The organism is Flavobacterium sp. (assembly GCF_029242675.1).
Taxonomy (GTDB): domain Bacteria; phylum Bacteroidota; class Bacteroidia; order Flavobacteriales; family Flavobacteriaceae; genus Flavobacterium.
The window spans coordinates 1-18,198 of record NZ_JAQWTM010000166.1 but is presented as its reverse complement, the minus strand read 5'-3'; the positions used below and the strand labels follow the sequence as shown (position 1 = coordinate 18,198).

The window sequence follows — 18,198 nt, the reverse complement described above, 5'->3', positions numbered from 1 at the left end:
AACTAGTAGATAGTTTTCTTTTAATAACTTTAAAAATAAATACAATGAAGTACAGATCAACGATAGCGCTAAACCGAATTTTGCTTTGTGGATTGTTACTTGGGGCTATGTCAAGTGGATATGCTCAGGAAGAATTTAATTCTAAATCGAAAGTAGTACCTGCTAAAGAAAAACCTGTAAAACCAAGAGTGGTGGGGAAACCAATTCCGGATCCGCCAAAAATTAAGCCTTATGTAGCTGATCCGATACCTAAAAATGATTTTAAAATGCCCAAAAGTGAAGCCATTGTAGCCACTGAAGTGTACAGAAGAGATCAAGATTTAGGAATTTATAAGTCGGCTTCATCCACTGCTAAAGTTCGATTTAGAGATGGAGCTTATTTAGATGGTGATAAAATCAGAGTTACTTTTAATGATATCGTGGTGGACTATGATGCACTATTAGATGGAACCTATAAAGAATTTGAAGTTAAATTGGTAAAAGGTGTAAATAGAATTGTTTTTGAAGCTCTAAACGAAGGCTTTGCACCACCTAATACAGCTGAATTTCAAGTTTTTGACGACAAAGGAGCGCTGATTTTGTCTAATCAATGGAATATTGGTACAGGATATATCGCGACTATAATTATTGAAAAGCCCTAAGTAGCGGAACATTTCAACTGGAATAATAACTATTTTACATCATTTTTTTTAAAAAAATAATTAGATGTAAAATAGCTATTTTTTTATATACCATAAATCAATATGGCGCATAAGGTTAAAATTTTTTTAATGTTTGGAGTGCTTTTAGTTTCTAAAACTAAAGCTTGGTATATTTGTTGCATATAGTTTAGGAAGAAAGATTTAGTATATGAAACAGGTTTTTTTGCTTTTTATGATGTGCGTTGCAGCTAATGGCTATTCTCAAATGGAGTTTGGCAAAAAATTCAAGTCCATTCCTCCTGTTGATATGGGGATTAAAACTAAGAAAGTAGCTCCCTTACCGACAACCAAACCCGATATTTTAGCACCTGATTTGTTTAAAAAACCAGAATTAAAGTTACCGAGTACTGATTTTAAAATAGGAGATCCTGATCCTATTTCGATGACACGTACCAATGATTTCATAAATCCTGGTGATGCCGTTAGAGACAAGATGAATATAATTATTGATAAAGCTTTAGTTAAAGAAGGCCTCAAAGAAGATACTTCCTATTTAAACTTAAAAGATTTGGATTTTGGCGTAATCACCACTAAATCTGCAGGATTAGTGATTAGAGTGCGTGATTATGGCGCTATAGATGGCGACTTAATTAAGGCAACCATGATCCACAATTACAAAAGCACTGTTTTAGCACCTAGTTTATATTTAGATAGTACTTTTAAAGAGATTAAAGTCGAGTTGCAAAAGGGAATCAATGATTTAGAATTACAAGCCTTAAATCGCGGTACGCTAGGAGGAAATACAGGTGCATTCTACATATATGATGCAGAGGGTAATTTATTACTGTCTGATTTATGGAATAATTTTGATACCGGTGTTAAATCTAAATTCAAATTTATAAAAGAGTAAACGGGGTCTAGATTTTGACTTGACTCCAGTTTTCACCTGATTTTATTCTGCTGATTTGCATTTCGCTTACGCCAAATTGTTTCGCAATCATTTTCATTCTGGTTTTTTGATCGGGTCTTGCTAGCATTTTTTTAATTAGCATTACCTTAGTAACAGTCAATTTACGACCATCTGCCTTCCGGTTGTGTTCGATTAAATTTAATTTCGCTTGTTTTACAAAAGGACTGGCTTTACTGTGTTCAATCATTTCTGCTCTTGTAGCCCATTTCAAATTTCTATAATCGTCATTATCGCGAACTCTATCTAAATGTAAAACGTAAGTTTGGTCTTCGCTCGTTTTTGGAACAAAAAATTCTGCAACAAGTTTCGATACGAAACGGTGTTTCGTTTTAATTTTACCATCTACGTTTAAGGTATAGCGAAACATTTTATATCCGTCGCTATTTCCTCCCCTAAGTATTCGACCAAAAGTAATATCATCTACAAAACTCATGAGTCGTCCTTTATTTGAAACCGCGTAACGCAGTCTCAGTTTGTCCTCCACTATAATTTCTCTAAATTCTTCGTTAGGATAAATCCTTATTCGTTTCATTTCTTCTAGTTTCATAGTACGAATTTATTTGTTTTGGTTTCCTACATGAATTACCGCCACTCTAGCCTAAGGGCTTAGTAGTAGTTGTTGTATTGCAGGTTTGTGGTATTACAATCGTAAAAATAGTGAAAATAGATGAATCTGAAAAAAAACGGGTTTTTTTCAGATTCAATCTAGTAATTTATGCTACAAAATCTACTTTTTGTAAACCTTTTCAATAGGGATTTGATGGCTAAAACAGTAGATTTGTTTTTGGATTAGTATTTTCTACTGTACAACTTCACAAAAAAGAAAGTTGCGGTACATTTTTTTCCTGCAGCCAATGAATTAAAAAGGATTGGCTGTTACTTTAAATTTCATATCAGCCTTTATGCTGATATCTTGTGCTAAGGTTTCTTTTGTGACTGCTTTGGTCCTGATTTTGTAGGAAGATGCTTTGATATACTTGTCTAATTTAGCTTTACTAGGGATTAAATCAATCGAGCTAGTTGTTGCATTGATGTCTTCCAGATAGGCTAATTCGATTTCGTCATTGGCATCAGTTGAAATATATAAAGTAACTGATTTTAAAAAACTGAATGACTTATCTGTTGGATTGGTGATTGTCAGTTTTAGAGAGGTTAAGGCAACGTCTTTAACTAAATCGGCTTTGGTGTTGTTATTTTCAAAAGTAGAACTGGAGTTAGTTGTTACTTCGGGAGTAACTACACTAAAAGCAGTCCCAAGTGGAAAACCACTTGCGATTTTAAAAGTGGTTTGATTGTCTACAGAGAAGGTCAGTAGATCGTCTATCACATTACAAGAGCTTAAAAAAAGTGTTAAAAGGATTAAAGGCAAATAAATTTTTGTTTTCATGTAAGTATTAATTTTTTGTTTTAAAAAAATGGGTTTTGGTTAAAGATACGTAAATTTAATTATTGTGGTTTTTTAGCTTGTGCGGGAAGGCTGTTATACAGTGCCGAAATAAAACTAATATTTTTCAAAAATCAATTTTTCAATTCAAAATATAAAAAGTATTTTTGCGCATGCAACACAACGTACTTATTTTAGATTTCGGATCGCAATACACACAGCTTATTGCGCGTAGAGTTCGCGAATTAAATATATTCTGCGAAATTTTCCCATACAATCATTTTCCGAGTGATTTATCAAGTTATAAAGCCGTAATTTTAGGTGGTAGCCCTTTCTCTGTTAGAGGAGAGGATGCTCCTCATCCTGATTTATCTCAAATAAGAGGTAAATTGCCTTTACTCGCTGTTTGTTATGGCGCTCAGTACTTGGCACACTTTAGTGGAGGAGAAGTAGCTGCGTCGAACACGAGAGAATACGGTAGAGCCAATCTATCGTTTATCAAACAAGACGAAATATTCTTTGAAGGTGTAGATCTAAACAGTCAAGTTTGGATGAGCCATAGTGATAGTATTAAAGCGTTGCCTACTAATGGTGTAAAGCTTGCAAGTACCCATGATGTGGAATTTGCTGCCTACAAAATTGATGGAGAGACGACCTATGCTATACAATACCATCCCGAAGTTTTTCACTCTACGGATGGATCAAAAATGTTGGAAAATTTTCTTGTAAAAATTGCTGAAGTTCCGCAAACATTTACTCCAACAGCTTTTGTTGAAGAAATGGTGGCTGAGTTGAAAGAAAAAGTAGGAAATGATAAAGTAGTTTTAGGACTATCTGGAGGAGTAGATTCTACTGTGGCAGCAGTTTTATTGCACCAAGCTATCGGAAAAAACCTGTATTGTATTTTTGTAAACAACGGTTTGCTACGTAAAAATGAATTTCAAAGTGTATTAGATCAATACGAAGGAATGGGCTTAAATGTTAAAGGAGTTGATGCTTCGCAACGTTTTTATGATGCTTTGGCTGGAGTAACGGATCCCGAATTAAAACGAAAAGCCATAGGAAATGCTTTTATAGAAGTTTTTGATGCTGAGTCTCATTTAATTGAAGATGTAACTTGGTTGGCACAAGGAACAATTTATCCTGATGTAATTGAATCGGTTTCTGTGAAAGGACCTTCGGCTACTATTAAATCGCACCATAATGTGGGTGGATTACCAGATTATATGAAATTAAAAATTGTGGAACCTTTGCGCATGCTTTTCAAAGATGAAGTGCGTCGTGTAGGAGCTTCATTAGGAATTGATCCTGAATTATTAGGAAGACATCCTTTTCCAGGACCAGGACTTTCTATTCGTATTTTAGGTGATATCACTTTAGAAAAAGTACAAATTTTACAAGATGTAGATAAAGTATTTATCGACGGATTGAAATCTTGGGGATTATACGACAAAGTTTGGCAAGCAGGAGCGATTTTGCTGCCAGTGAATAGTGTGGGAGTAATGGGTGACGAGAGAACCTATGAAAAAGTAGTGGCGCTTAGAGCAGTGGAATCAACTGATGGAATGACCGCTGACTGGGTACATTTGCCTTATGATTTCTTGATGAAAGTATCAAATGATATTATCAATAAAGTAAAAGGTGTGAATAGAGTTGTTTATGACATCAGCTCAAAACCACCAGCAACTATCGAATGGGAATAAGAATGATCGTTTTTTAAATTGATCATAAAACTAGAAAAGAACTAGATATTTTAAGGACGGTACCTAATTTTAACTCTAAAATTTGGTACCGTTTTTGTTATCTTTGGAGCAAACATCTACATAAACAAAACAATGAAATATTTTTTCACCCTATTTATTACACTTCTAATTGGGAATAGTTCTATTTTTTCTCAATCAAAACCAGTTACTCACAAAGTAGAAAAAGGAGAGACGATAAGTCAAATTGCTCAAAAGTATCAAGTAACTCCTTACGATATCTATCAATTAAACCCGGATGCGCAATCAGGTTTAAAACCAAATAGTATTTTGCTTATTGCGAAGCAATCCTCTTTAAAAACGGCTGTTTCAAATGTAGGGAACAAATCAAATACATCAGATCGTTCTCATATTGTTACTGCAAAAGAAACACTGTATGGCATCCAAAAAATGTATGATGTGACGGAGGTCGAATTAAAAAAGGCAAATCCATTTTTAGAGAAAGACGGCTTACAAATAGGTCAAACCTTAGTAATTCCGTCTCAAAAGGGTTCAAAAGCTGTCGCAACAAGTACGTCTACAACTCAAAAAGCAATTTTTCATGAGGTTATGCCAAAGGAAACTAAATATTCTATCGCTAAGCAATATGGAATCACAATAGAAGAATTAGAAAAAAAGAATCCGGATGTAGTAGCGAATTTACCTATAGGGTATCAGTTGCTTATCAAAGGAACTGCTCCTAAAACACAATCGATTGCTACTGATGCACAACCTAAAAAAGAGACAACGGTTCAAAATAATAAAGTAGCAGCAGTAAATTATACCAACTACGAAGTGCAGCCTAAAGAAACTTTATACAGTTTGTCTAAGACTTTTGGTTTGACGCAAGAGGAATTGATTGCTATAAATCCAATCCTGAAAGAAGGAGTCGAAATAGGGATGATTTTAAAAGTACCAGGTAAAGTTATAAGTATGGACCAGGTTAAAAAAGAATATACTGCTTTGACTCCAAATGTTAATTTTGATACTCGCAAACGATTGGTGTTATTGTTGCCTTTTAATATCGCAAGGATTGAAAACGATTCTACCAATACCACCGTAGAACGTATAAAAAAGGACAAGTTTTTAAATATGACATTGGATTTTTATGCGGGTGCATTAATTGCAATAGACTCTGCGAAAACATTAGGTTTACCAATAGATGTTGAGATTTATGATTCGCAAGAAACTAAAAATTCATCGGCAATTGCATCGTTAATTGCTGCAAATAAATTAAAAAATGCCAATGCAATTGTTGGTCCTTTTTACCAAAGCAACGCAGAGTCAACTGCCCAATTAGTAAGTGCCAACAATGTTCCTGTAATTTCGCCTTTATCTAAGGATGTTGGTAATCCTTACGGTAATTTGTTTCAAACAATTCCAGCTCCTGAAGTTGTAAAGAATAAAATGTTTGAATATATGCGCTCTAAAAACGGAAACATAATGGCTGTTGTGGACAAGAAAAAAGAATCGATCTTGAACTATTTGAAGGAGTTTCAACCTACTGTTCCGTTGGTAGCCTTGAGCGGTAGTAGCAGTATTTCGGCAGCAAGTTTAAAGGGTATGTTGGTTAAAGGAAGAATGAATTATGTGGTAATGGAAACAGCAAACACTATGATGATAAAATCCACTATAGCAGCAATGCTAAGTGCGATGGCTGATTATCAAGTGCAGTTGGTCATTCTAGAACCAAATGATACCCTAGACTCAGATGAAATTAAATTCTTGAATCTTACGAAATTGAAATTAATGTATCCATCGGTTTCTAGAGATAATATCTTACCTGAGGCAGTGGTTTTTGAAAATAAGTTCAAAAAAGCAAATGCGATTTTTCCATCCAATTATGCTACACGCGGTTTTGATGTCACTTTTGATACCATGATGCGTATGGCTCAAGAAGTTAAATTTGAACAAACTGTAAACGCTGTGGCAACAGAGCAGGTGGAAAGTAAATTTGAATATTACAAAAAACCCGATGGTGGTTACACCAATAAAGGGGTGTTTATTATGTATTATGATGAAGACTTAACAATAAAGGAAGCTAAATAATTCTTCTGCTATCGTTTTTAAAAATCAATTAACCTTATAGTAAAAGCATAGTAATCAGTTTAAAAGTAAATAAAATTAAGGAAGGGAATTGCCAGTAATTGGGTTTGAAACTAACAATAAATTAAGCTGGTCAAGTCAAAAATAAAAATGGATAAGAATCAAGAACTACTAGTTAAATTAGCGCATACTAAAATGCCTTTTAGTAAATACGAAGGACGCTTTTTAATAGATCTACCAGAGTATTATGTAGTTTGGTATCATAATAAAGGCTTCCCTAATGGAGTTTTAGGCGATCAATTAAAACTAGTTTATGAACTAAAATTGAATGGTCTGGAAGATTTAATTCGGAACATTAAAAAAAAATATCCAAAACCTCATTGATGTAGCTACACAATGAGGTTTTTGCTTTATTGTAGGCAGGTTTTGTAAAAAGTAATTTTATCAATTATCTCATTTTCAAATTAGCATATTCTCAATTTATAATCGTATTTTTGCCAAGTTTTTTACACAACTACAACACAAACAACAACAGAATGAATCAAACGAAATATATTTTTGTTACAGGCGGTGTGACTTCTTCCTTAGGTAAAGGAATTATAGCAGCATCTTTAGCAAAATTGTTACAAGCAAGAGGGTATCGAACGACAATACAAAAATTTGATCCGTATCTAAACGTAGATCCGGGAACTTTAAATCCTTATGAACATGGGGAATGTTATGTAACAGATGACGGTGCAGAAACGGATTTAGATTTAGGGCACTACGAACGCATTTTGAATGTACCTACTTCACAAGCCAATAATGTTACCACTGGTAGAATTTATTTGTCGGTAATTGAAAAGGAAAGAAGAGGAGAGTTTTTAGGAAAAACGGTTCAAGTTGTTCCTCATATTACAAATGAGATTAAAGAAAGAATGCAATTACTGGGTAACTCTGGTGATTATGATATAGTGATTACAGAAATTGGTGGTACGGTTGGAGATATTGAATCTTTACCTTATATAGAGTCTGTTCGTCAGTTAGTTTGGGATTTAGGGGAAAGCAATGCAATTGTTATTCATTTAACACTTGTTCCTTATTTAGCTGCAGCAGGAGAATTGAAAACAAAACCAACGCAGCACTCGGTTAAAACATTAATGGAAAGCGGAATCAAAGCCGATATTCTTGTTTGTAGAACGGAGCACGAACTTTCACAAGAAATACGCAACAAGCTAGCCTTGTTTTGTAACGTGAAAAAAGAAGCAGTAATTCAGTCTATCGATGCTTCAACAATCTATGAAGTGCCTAATTTAATGTTAGAAGAAGGGCTTGATATTGTTGCTTTGAAAAAATTAGATTTGCCTAAGAAAGCGGCTCCTGATTTAAAGAATTGGAACACTTTTTTACGACGCATTAAAAATCCAAAACATACCGTAAACATTGGTTTAATTGGTAAGTATGTGGAAATGCAGGATTGCTATAAATCAATTTTAGAGGCATTTATACATGCTGGTGCAGCGAATGAAACGAAGGTAAACGTAGTTTCAATTCATTCTGAATTTATCACAGCGGCTACTATAAAAGAAAAATTAGTAGGACTAGATGCTATACTTGTTGCTCCTGGATTTGGAGAACGTGGTATCGAAGGTAAAATTGAAGCAGTTCGCTATGCTCGTGAAAACAAAATGCCGTTTTTCGGAATTTGTTTAGGGATGCAAATGGCGGTTATCGAATATTCAAGAACGGTTTTAGGCTATACGGAAGCCAATTCAACAGAAATGAACGAGGGAACTCCTCATCCTGTTGTCAATTTGATGGAAGAGCAAAAAAATGTTACCGAAAAAGGAGGAACTATGCGTTTAGGTGCTTGGAAATGTGAAATCAAAGAAGGATCATTGGCACACCAAATTTACGGTCAAACTATGATTTCGGAGCGTCACCGTCATCGCTATGAGTACAACAGTGCTTATGTAGATGCGTTGCAAAAAGCAGGATTGAAAGCATCAGGAGTAAATCCGGATACTGGTTTAGTAGAAATTGTGGAAATTGAAGAGCATCCGTTTTTTATAGGTGTACAATACCATCCTGAATATAAGAGTACAGTTGCAAACCCACATCCAATTTTTGTGAATTTTGTGGCGGCAGCGGTTAAAGCAAAAAGAAGTAAATAGTAGGTTGCGAAAGAAGCGTCTTACATAATGAAAACGTTTATTGAAATACAATAAGCAAATAAAGCAAACAATAATTTAAGTTATAATGGAAGAAAAAAAGTTTGACCCCAATTCGTTAATTGGTTTTGTATTGATTTTTGGAATTTTTATTTGGATAATGTACCAAAATCAACCTTCAGAAGCCGAAGTTGCTGCTGAGAAAGCTAAAAAAGAATTGGTCGTTGCAAATGAAACCAAAGCAAAAGAGAACGTAAATACAACTAAAGAAGTGGCCGCTCCGGCTGTAGCAGGTGATACTGTACAACTTGCGAACTTAAAAAAATCATTAGGAGATTTTGCTTATTCAGCTACTTTACCTTCTGCCAAAGAAGCTTACACTACTATTGAAAACAAGCTTATAACGTTAAAAATTGCCAATAAAGGGGGATATATTGTTGAAGCTACATTAAAAAACTACGAGCGTTTCAAGAAAGGATCAGGGGAATTGGTGGCTTTAATTAAAGACAACAATGCTAATTTAAATGTACAATTGGTCACTAATGATAATCGTACTTTAAATACTAAAGACTTGTTTTTTGAGCCTACATTAACAAAAAATGGTGAAGATCAAATTTTGTCGATGCGCTTGAAAGCTGGAGCTGATGCCTATTTAGAATATAAATATGTGCTTAAAGCAAATGATTACATGTTGGATTTTGATATCCAATCACAAGGTTTAAATAAAGTACTGAACGCTGCTAAGCCATTAAATTTAGAATGGGACTTGAAAGCCTATTCAAATGAGAAAAGTTTAACGACTGAAAACCGTTACTCTGAAATGTATTATGAGTATGAGGATGGTAAAAGTGATTATTTAGGACAGTCAAAAGATAAAACGGAGAATGTAGAGAAGGTTTCTTATATCGCCTACAAGCAACATTTCTTTTCAAGTATTTTATTAACTGACGTACCTTTTGAGAAGGCTGAATTGTATACCAACAACCTAGTTGGAGGTGATAACATCGACACAACCTACACGAAACAATTTAAAGCGATCGTTCCGTTAGCCTTTAAAAACGGAGAGATTGATGAAAAAATGAATTGGTATTATGGTCCAACAGATTATAAGTTACTTAAAACTTACGATAGAAATCTTGAGGATATTGTGGCTCTAGGTTGGGGAATCTTTGGTTGGATTAACCGTCATGCGTTTATTCCTATGTTTGGATTTTTGACTTTGTTTATTCAACAAGGTTGGGCGATTGTATTGTTTACAATTTTAGTTAAGCTAGTAATGTCTCCTATAACGTATAAATCATTCTTGTCTCAAGCAAAAATGAAAGTATTGCGTCCTGAAATTGCTGAATTAGGTGAAAAGTTCAAAAAAGAGCCTATGAAAAAGCAGCAGGAAACCATGAAATTATATAACAAAGCGGGTGTAAATCCAATGGCTGGTTGTGTACCTGGTTTACTGCAAATGCCTGTGTTTTATGCTTTGTTCCAATTCTTTCCATCGGAATTGAGTTTGAGACAAAAAGGATTTTTATGGGCAGATGATTTATCTTCTTTTGATTCGATTTATCAATTACCATTTCATATCCCAGCATACGGAAATCACATTAGTTTATTTCCAATATTAGCCTCTATTGCAATTTTCTTCTATATGAAAATGACGACTGGTGATCAGCAAATGCAAGCACCACAGCAAGAAGGAATGCCTGATATGGCTAAGATGATGAAAATCATGGTCTATATTTCTCCTTTGATGATGTTGCTTTTCTTTAATAGTTACGCTTCAGGATTGAGTTTGTATTACTTTATTTCTAATACAATTACAATCGGAATTATGTTAGTGATTAAAAACTACATTATTGATTCGGATAAAATTCATGCTCAAATCCAAGAAAACAAATTGAAAGAGCCTAAGAAACAAGGTAAATTTCAAAAGAAGTTACAGGAAGTAATGGAGCAGCAAGAAGCTTTAAAAGAGCAACAAAAAAAGAAATAAGCAAAACAAAAAAATCTCGTTAATTCGAGATTTTTTTGTTTTAAATCGTAATTTTAATATTCTTAATACGTTAGTACAATAAATAGGTTATGAAAGCATGTTATAGTTTTGCATTGGTGGTGCTTCTTTTTTTATCAGGAGTAACTAGTCACGCTCAAACGGGTGTAAATGGATTAGATTCTAATGGTAAGAAAGACGGATTGTGGAAAGGGTCGTATCCGGAATCGAAAAGGCCGCGTTATGAAGGAACCTTCAATCACGGCAAAGAGGTGGGTTTGTTTAAATTTTTTGATGATACGAAGGCTGCTTCGTTAATTGCGACTCGAGAATTCAATCCTGCTGATGAGGTGGCGTATACTACTTTTTATGATCAATCTAAAAACAAAGTAAGCGAAGGTAAAGTACTCAAACGTCAATTTGAAGGGGAGTGGAAATATTACCACCAAGGATCCACCGTTGTTATGACCAAAGAGAATTATTCTAAAGGTAAATTAGAAGGTTTGCGTTCTGTTTATTATCCAAATGGTAAAATTGCAGAGGAGCAAATGTATAAGAACAACCTAAAAAATGGTTTTTATAAAAAATATGCTGAAAACGGTGTCGTTCTAGAAGAAGCTAATTATAAAAACAACCTATACGATGGTCTAGCTGTTTTCAAAGATCCTGATGACAGCATCGTTTCTAAAGGGAAGTTTTCGAATGGTAAAAAGTCGGGAATTTGGCAATTTTATAAAAAGGGTAAATTAGTAAATGAGTTTAATATGAGTAATCCCCAAGAGGCTTCTAGGGCTAATAGGATTTAACTTTAAGGTGGGATAATTAGTGCGATAATCTTTGTAACTTTGCCGTCTTATAAAATTTTAAAGTTTTTAGAATGAAACGTGTTGTAGTAGGACTTTCTGGCGGTGTTGATTCAAGTGTTGCAGCTTATTTATTGCAGCAACAAGGGTATGAGGTGATAGGTCTTTTTATGAAAAATTGGCATGACGATTCGGTTACTATATCGAATGATTGCCCTTGGTTAGAAGATAGTAATGATGCTTTGCTAGTAGCAGAGAAATTAGGGATACCTTTTCAAACAGTTGATTTGAGCGAAGAATACAAAGAAAAAATTGTAGACTATATGTTCAAAGAATATGAAATGGGACGAACTCCTAATCCTGACGTTCTTTGTAACCGTGAAATTAAGTTTGATGTTTTCATGAAGATTGCTTTGAGCTTAGGTGCTGATTATGTTGCTACAGGACATTATTGCCGAAAATCAGAAACAGAAGTTAATGGTGAAAAAATGTATCAGTTGTTAGCTGGTGCTGATAACAATAAAGATCAATCGTATTTTCTATGTCAGCTGTCTCAAGAGCAATTGGCTAAATCTTTATTTCCTATAGGCGAATTAACCAAACCTCAAGTTCGCGAAATTGCTGCTGAAATGGAATTGGTAACTGCTGAGAAAAAAGATTCTCAGGGTTTATGCTTTATTGGAAAAGTCCGTTTACCAGAATTTTTACAACAAAAATTACAACCCAAAGAGGGGATTATCATTCAAATTGATAAAAATGACGCCATCTATAATGTTCCAAGTACAGCAGGGTTAGATGAACAAGAGGTGCTAGCCTTGGCAGCCCGCAAGTTGGCGTATACTCCAACAATGGGTAAAGTAGTAGGTAAACATCAAGGGGCGCATTATTTTACTGTGGGACAACGCAAAGGCTTAAATGTTGGCGGAACCACTGATCCTTTGTTTATCATTGGCACAAATGTAGCTACTAATACCATTTATACGGGTTTAACTAGCCAACATCCTGGTTTGTTTAGATCGGCTTTATTTATTGAAAAATCCGAAGTACATTGGGTTCGTACTGATATGCAGCTTGCTGTTGGTGAGTCTAAGGAATATAGTGTTCGAACTAGATATAGACAGCCTTTACAAAAAGCAACGCTCCATCAATTTGAGCAAGGAATGTACATTTCGTTTGAAGAACCACAATCAGCCATTACAGAAGGGCAGTTTGCTGCTTGGTATTTAGATGAAGAATTAGTTGGTTCGGGAGTAATTTCTTAGCTTAGTGTCTTAAAAAGAGAATCGACGGTAGTTTTTTACTCCACCGATTTTAAATTGTATAACACATCCCATCCATCCCATGAAGAAATTATATGTATTTCTTGTTTTTTTGGTTGCAGCAGGAGCATTCGCTCAAGAAGATGCATGGGTCTATTTCAAGGACAAGCCTAGCGCTTCTTACTACCTAAACGCGCCATTGGAAATGTTGACCCAAAGAGCATTGGACAGGAGAGCTAACCAAAATATAGCGCTAGATAGTAAAGATGTACCGATCGAGTCCGACTATGTAAATCAAGTCAAGGCTTCGCTGGGCATACAAGTGAAAGCGCAATCTAAATGGCTTAACGCACTGCACATTCGTGGATCAGCCGCTGATATCAATGCATTGAAGTCCAAATCGTTTGTCGATATAATTGATTTTGCCAATAAGGCATTAAACCAAGCAAATAAACTAGTTAAACAATCTAAAACTAAGGTAGCAAGTAAAACCAAAGATGCCAAGATTAGCTTTGCCTATGGTACTTCTCAAAATCAAATCGAGATGCTAAAGGGAACGGTTTTACACCAGCAAAATTTTACAGGATCGGGAAAAATAATCGCTGTTCTAGATGGTGGATTTCCGGGTGTCAATACGGTTTTGCCTTTTGCAAGGCTAAGAAACAACAATCAAATTTTAGGTGGTTATAACTATGTAGGTCGAGATCCTAATTTTTTTACAGGCGACACGCATGGCTCGTACGTACTTTCGACTATGGGAGGGTATAAGGAAGGCGAATTGGTAGGAACTGCTCCTGATGCGTCTTATTATTTATTTATTACCGAAGACGGCGCTAATGAAAATCCAATAGAAGAATCATTGTGGGTAGAAGCGGCTGAGGAAGCAGATAGGCTAGGTGTGGATATTATCAATACCTCTCTTGGTTATTTTGATTTTGATAACAGTGCTTACAACCATACCTACAGTCAGATGAATGGAAATACTACTTTCATTTCTAGAGGAGCAGATATTGCTTTTAGCAGAGGAATGATTGTGGTGACTTCAGCGGGTAATTCCGGCGGGTCATCTGAGCCTCATATCGCAGCACCTGCAGATGCATTCAATGTAATCTCAGTGGGTGCTGTGACAGCAACTAAATTAAAAGCTAGTTTTAGTTCCATCGGACCTAGTTTCGATAATAGAGTAAAACCAGAGGTTATGGCGCAAGGAGCAGCGAGTGTACTATCTGACGAAAAGGGGAACATTATTACAGCAAACGGTACTTCTTTTTCTAGTCCCATATTGGCCGGTATGATCGCTTGTTTGTGGCAAGCGCTTCCTAATAAAACGAATCGTGAAATAAGAGATTTAGTCATTCAATCAGCAGATCGTTTTAACAGTCCGACACCGCAGTACGGATACGGAATTCCTAATTTCAGTACAGCTAAAACACTTAATGTAGTAGGATTTGATTCTCCTTTTTTTGGCATTTATCCTAATCCTGTTACTGATATAGTGAGGGTTAGTTTTCCAGAAAGTGTTTCTACAGGATCCGTAATCTTTTATTCGCTCAGAGGCGAAAAAGTATTCGAAAAACAACTAAATGAAGCAGAAGAAACTTTTTCTCTACAGTCACTAACTAAAGGTTTGTATATTTATCAAATACAATCAGATGCGTTCGTTAAAACCGGAAGAATTATAAAACAATAACAGTTACTTTTAAAATGAATAGAATTTGTTCTCTTTTTAATATAAAATATCCCATCATTCAAGGGGGTATGATTTGGGTTAGTGGATATAAATTGGCTAGTGCTGTTAGTAATGCAGGTGGTCTAGGTCTTATAGGTGCTGGTTCGATGTACCCCGAAGTACTTAGGGAGCACATTCAAAAATGTAAAAAAGCCACAACAAAACCCTTTGGAGTGAATGTTCCTATGTTGTATCCCAATATTGAGGAAATCATGAAAATCATTGTTGAGGAAGGCGTTAAAATTGTTTTCACTTCGGCTGGAAATCCTAAAACATGGACCGCTTATTTAAAAGAGAATGGTATTACCGTAGTGCATGTGGTGAGTAGCAGTACTTTTGCTTTAAAAGCGGAAGCCGCTGGTGTTGACGCAATAGTTGCTGAGGGCTTTGAAGCAGGTGGTCACAATGGAAGGGAAGAAACTACAACTCTTACCTTAATACCAATGGTGAAAGAACAACTAACAATTCCGGTGATTGCTGCTGGTGGAATCGCTACTGGTCGCGGTATGCTTGCTGCGATGGTTTTGGGTGCAGATGGTGTTCAAGTGGGTAGTCGCTTTGCAGCATCAATCGAATCTTCGGCCCATAGTAGTTTTAAAGAAACGATCCTTGCGGTAAAAGAAGGAGGCACACAACTAACATTAAAAGAATTAGCGCCAGTGCGTTTAATCAAAAATAAATTCTTTGACGATTTGCAAGAGCTCTATGGTAAATGCCCGTCGAAGGAAGATTTAGTGGCTTTTTTAGGTCGTGCTAGAGCAAAAAGAGGTATGTTTGAAGGGAATTTGGTTGACGGTGAGCTGGAAATTGGTCAAATCGCTGGTTTAATTAACGAAATCAAATCGGCTGAAGCTATCGTAATTGAAATGATAGCTGAAATGAAGTCTGCTCAAAATGAAGTAAATTCTATCCTTTTTTAACTAATGAATAATGAATAAATTAAAACTGTTTTTGGTAGTACTTTTTGTCGCTTTTGGGATGCAACAAGGCCATAGCCAAACGTATAAATTTAAAACCTCGGGTGTTAGTGTTTTAGAAAAAAATAGTAAGGCAAAATGGGGTAAATGGTCTGAGCTTAACTTAGTCAATCTTTTAGTGACCTTAGATACAAACAAAAATAGGTTTGTGGTTTATTCCCAAATCATTCAATTATTCGAGATTGTAGATTACGTTCCTGTTCAAGAGAACGACACTGATATTGTTTATTCTTTTGTTTGTAGAGACAACAATGGCTTGGATTGCACCATTTCAATTATAACCAGAAAAAAGCAAGAAAACCGAAAGCAACTTTATATCACCTACGACGACCACATAATTTTGTACAATATTTTTAATATGTAGTCGCAGTGGAATTACGAAAAATTGTTAGTCTATATCCTTGATGAATTCGTCATATTCCAAATAGAAACGCTCTAAAGCATCCATTTTTTCAAAGTAAAAATCAAATATTTCATCCCAATAGTTTCGATTGCTAAAACCGACACCTAGTCGTTCGACCCATATACGCGAAATGGCTTTTCCGTTTTCTAAAACATAATTCTGTTCGTAAACCAGATCTTTTATAAATTCCTCTTCGAGTATGTTTTTTAGGGCTTCAATTTTTTCGAAATAGGCCATGCGTTTCTCATCACTGCGGTGTTCGATGTCAATTAAAACTTGTGCTTTTTTATTATCTACATAAAATTTAAAAGAAAAATCCTTGATTTTGGTGTCGTACAAAACCCATTTGCGAGGATATTTCTCAGCGAATGTGACCCAGAATTCTCTTTTTAATTTTTGAGTTTCTTCTCTACTATACATTTTTTTTAAATTTGGATTTTATAAATAGCTTCAAACGTATTTCTAAACTATATTTACAGTAACTCTTTGTGCAAAAATAGACTTTGATTATGGATTTCCAATATTTTTTACAACATGTTCCTTTAATAGCTACAACGGTTCTGCCCGCAAGGAAGGCGCATGCTATCATGGCTCCTGTAGAAAGGTTAGAAACGATAGACGGTCCTGAAAAATCAGCAACACCACCTAAAAAAGCAGCTGTTTTAATGCTTTTTTATCCCAAAAAGGACCAAACTCATTTGGTATTGATTGTTCGCAATACGTATAAAGGAGTACATTCGGCTCAAGTTGCATTTCCAGGAGGGAAGTATGAATACACAGACGATGACTTGTCTCACACAGCTTTGAGAGAAACCTATGAAGAGGTTGGGGTACATCCGCAAGATGTAGAGCTGCTCAAACCATTTACTCCCATGTACATTCCGCCTAGTAACTTTATGGTACATCCCTTTTTAGCAATTGCCAAGGAGGAATTGCAGTTTATACCCGATCCATCTGAGGTCGCTCGAATTATCGAGCTCCCTTTAGCTGTTTTTTTAGATGAAAGTATTGTTACTTGTACACAATTATCAACTTCTTATGGTCAAGATATGGTGGTGCCAGCTTTTGAAATCGAAAACAATATGGTGTGGGGAGCCACCGCAATGATGTTAAGTGAATTAAAGGAAGTACTAAAAACGGTGTACGAAGTTAAAAGATAGAAAACATTTTTTTTATCCGTATTTTTTCGCTACTTTGTATTGCTTGCAGCAAAGGATTCACTTTAAAAATATTTTGTATGTTTGCGTTCCAAAAATGATAAATTAAATAATTTTATGGGTTTGTTGAAAAGAAATCCTTTTGGCCATATTCTTATTCTTAAGAAATGGTTAATCCGAATATTTGGCGCTATTACACACAGGCGTTACCGTGGTTTTAATGAATTACAAATCGAAGGATCAGATATTCTTAGGAATTTACCTGATACCAACGTGCTTTTTATATCCAATCATCAAACCTATTTTGCTGATGTAGTAGCCATGTTTCATGTTTTTAACGCCAGTTTGAGTGGTCGTGACGATACCATTAAAAACGTCTGTTATTTGTGGCAACCCAAATTAAATATCTATTATGTTGCGGCCAAAGAAACCATGACAGCGGGATTGTTACCGCGAATTATGGCTTATGCCGGTGCGATAACCGTAGAAAGAACCTGGCGTTCTAAAGGAGTTGATGTCAAAGAAAAAAGAGATGTCAATCCTAATGACACTGAGAATATAAAAACGGCATTAAAAGACGGTTGGGTGATCACATTTCCGCAAGGAACAACCAAATCATTTAAGCCAGTTCGAAAGGGTACAGCACATATTATCATGGAGCATAAACCCATCGTCGTTCCTATTGTGATTGATGGCTTCAGACGGTCTTTTGATAAAAAAGGATTGCGAGTGAAAAAGAAAGGGATACTACAATCCTTCATCGTGAAAGAACCTCTTGATATTGATTATGAAAACGATAGTATTGAGGCAATCGTAGAGAAAGTAGAATACGCCATTGAGCAACATGCTTCCTTTTTAAAAGTCATTCCGGTTGAGGAAATCGAAGAACAAGAAAAATTAAATAAATTGCGTAAGTGGGATTACTAAGTTTTGTAGGAACCACATAGTAAATC

At 35.4% G+C, this 18,198-nt stretch carries 17 protein-coding genes; 14 read left to right on the top strand and 3 right to left on the bottom strand.

Features of this window, described 5'->3' with window-relative positions; translation table 11 throughout:
• A partial coding sequence (locus P8M54_RS06685) for a hypothetical protein (RefSeq protein ID WP_366525129.1) occupies positions 1-641 on the top strand: 641 nt, incomplete at its 5' end.
• A 208-nt stretch (positions 642-849) separates the two neighbouring features.
• Positions 850-1,551 carry a hypothetical protein gene (locus tag P8M54_RS06680; RefSeq protein WP_300286499.1) on the top strand — a complete coding sequence of 234 codons (702 nt, stop codon included), beginning with the start codon at positions 850-852 and terminating at the stop codon, positions 1,549-1,551.
• A 7-nt stretch (positions 1,552-1,558) separates the two neighbouring features.
• On the opposite strand, the gene P8M54_RS06675 is transcribed toward P8M54_RS06680, so the two are convergent.
• Together P8M54_RS06675 and P8M54_RS06670 are read right to left on the bottom strand one after the other, a co-directional pair.
• Positions 1,559-2,158, bottom strand: coding sequence for a hypothetical protein (locus P8M54_RS06675; protein WP_300286497.1), 600 nt, complete (start codon positions 2,156-2,158; stop codon positions 1,559-1,561).
• Between the two features lie 312 nt (positions 2,159-2,470).
• Positions 2,471-2,998 (bottom strand): hypothetical protein, encoded by a 528-nt coding sequence (locus P8M54_RS06670; protein WP_300286495.1) that lies wholly within the window; start codon positions 2,996-2,998, stop codon positions 2,471-2,473.
• A gap of 170 nt (positions 2,999-3,168) precedes the next feature.
• On the opposite strand from P8M54_RS06670, the gene guaA reads away from it, so the two are divergent.
• The 10 genes from guaA to P8M54_RS06620 all read left to right on the top strand — a co-directional run bounded on the left by guaA (position 3,169) and on the right by P8M54_RS06620 (position 16,049).
• Positions 3,169-4,698: a glutamine-hydrolyzing GMP synthase gene (guaA, locus tag P8M54_RS06665; RefSeq protein WP_300286493.1), complete on the top strand. Its 1,530-nt coding sequence runs from the start codon at positions 3,169-3,171 to the stop codon at positions 4,696-4,698.
• Positions 4,699-4,830: 132 nt separating this feature from the next.
• Complete coding sequence (locus P8M54_RS06660) at positions 4,831-6,783, top strand: LysM peptidoglycan-binding domain-containing protein (protein ID WP_300286492.1); 1,953 nt, start codon at positions 4,831-4,833, stop codon at positions 6,781-6,783.
• Between the two features lie 147 nt (positions 6,784-6,930).
• A complete protein-coding gene (locus tag P8M54_RS06655) occupies positions 6,931-7,164 on the top strand; it encodes a DUF3820 family protein (protein WP_300286489.1) in 234 nt (77 codons plus the stop codon).
• A gap of 152 nt (positions 7,165-7,316) precedes the next feature.
• Positions 7,317-8,933, top strand: a complete 1,617-nt coding sequence (locus P8M54_RS06650) for a CTP synthase (RefSeq protein ID WP_300286487.1) — start codon at positions 7,317-7,319, stop codon at positions 8,931-8,933.
• 85 nt (positions 8,934-9,018) lie between these two features.
• Positions 9,019-10,920 carry a membrane protein insertase YidC gene (yidC, locus tag P8M54_RS06645; RefSeq protein WP_300286485.1) on the top strand — a complete coding sequence of 634 codons (1,902 nt, stop codon included), beginning with the start codon at positions 9,019-9,021 and terminating at the stop codon, positions 10,918-10,920.
• A gap of 89 nt (positions 10,921-11,009) precedes the next feature.
• Complete coding sequence (locus P8M54_RS06640) at positions 11,010-11,723, top strand: hypothetical protein (RefSeq protein WP_300286483.1); 714 nt, start codon at positions 11,010-11,012, stop codon at positions 11,721-11,723.
• 71 nt (positions 11,724-11,794) lie between these two features.
• Positions 11,795-12,982 carry a tRNA 2-thiouridine(34) synthase MnmA gene (gene mnmA, locus P8M54_RS06635; protein WP_300286482.1) on the top strand — a complete coding sequence of 396 codons (1,188 nt, stop codon included), beginning with the start codon at positions 11,795-11,797 and terminating at the stop codon, positions 12,980-12,982.
• Between the two features lie 79 nt (positions 12,983-13,061).
• Positions 13,062-14,669 carry a S8 family serine peptidase gene (locus P8M54_RS06630; RefSeq protein WP_300286481.1) on the top strand — a complete coding sequence of 536 codons (1,608 nt, stop codon included), beginning with the start codon at positions 13,062-13,064 and terminating at the stop codon, positions 14,667-14,669.
• A gap of 14 nt (positions 14,670-14,683) precedes the next feature.
• A complete protein-coding gene (locus tag P8M54_RS06625) occupies positions 14,684-15,628 on the top strand; it encodes a nitronate monooxygenase (protein ID WP_300286479.1) in 945 nt (314 codons plus the stop codon).
• A gap of 10 nt (positions 15,629-15,638) precedes the next feature.
• Positions 15,639-16,049, top strand: a complete 411-nt coding sequence (locus P8M54_RS06620) for a hypothetical protein (RefSeq protein ID WP_300286478.1) — start codon at positions 15,639-15,641, stop codon at positions 16,047-16,049.
• Between the two features lie 24 nt (positions 16,050-16,073).
• Here P8M54_RS06620 and P8M54_RS06615 read toward each other — a convergent pair whose 3' ends face one another.
• Positions 16,074-16,508 carry a DUF4268 domain-containing protein gene (locus tag P8M54_RS06615; protein ID WP_300286476.1) on the bottom strand — a complete coding sequence of 145 codons (435 nt, stop codon included), beginning with the start codon at positions 16,506-16,508 and terminating at the stop codon, positions 16,074-16,076.
• A gap of 89 nt (positions 16,509-16,597) precedes the next feature.
• Between P8M54_RS06615 and P8M54_RS06610 the strand changes: the two genes are divergently transcribed.
• Both P8M54_RS06610 and P8M54_RS06605 read left to right on the top strand, forming a co-directional pair.
• Positions 16,598-17,248: a CoA pyrophosphatase gene (locus P8M54_RS06610; protein WP_300286474.1), complete on the top strand. Its 651-nt coding sequence runs from the start codon at positions 16,598-16,600 to the stop codon at positions 17,246-17,248.
• A 114-nt stretch (positions 17,249-17,362) separates the two neighbouring features.
• Positions 17,363-18,172, top strand: coding sequence for a lysophospholipid acyltransferase family protein (locus tag P8M54_RS06605; RefSeq protein ID WP_300286501.1), 810 nt, complete (start codon positions 17,363-17,365; stop codon positions 18,170-18,172).
• The last annotated feature ends 26 nt before the right edge of the window (positions 18,173-18,198 follow it).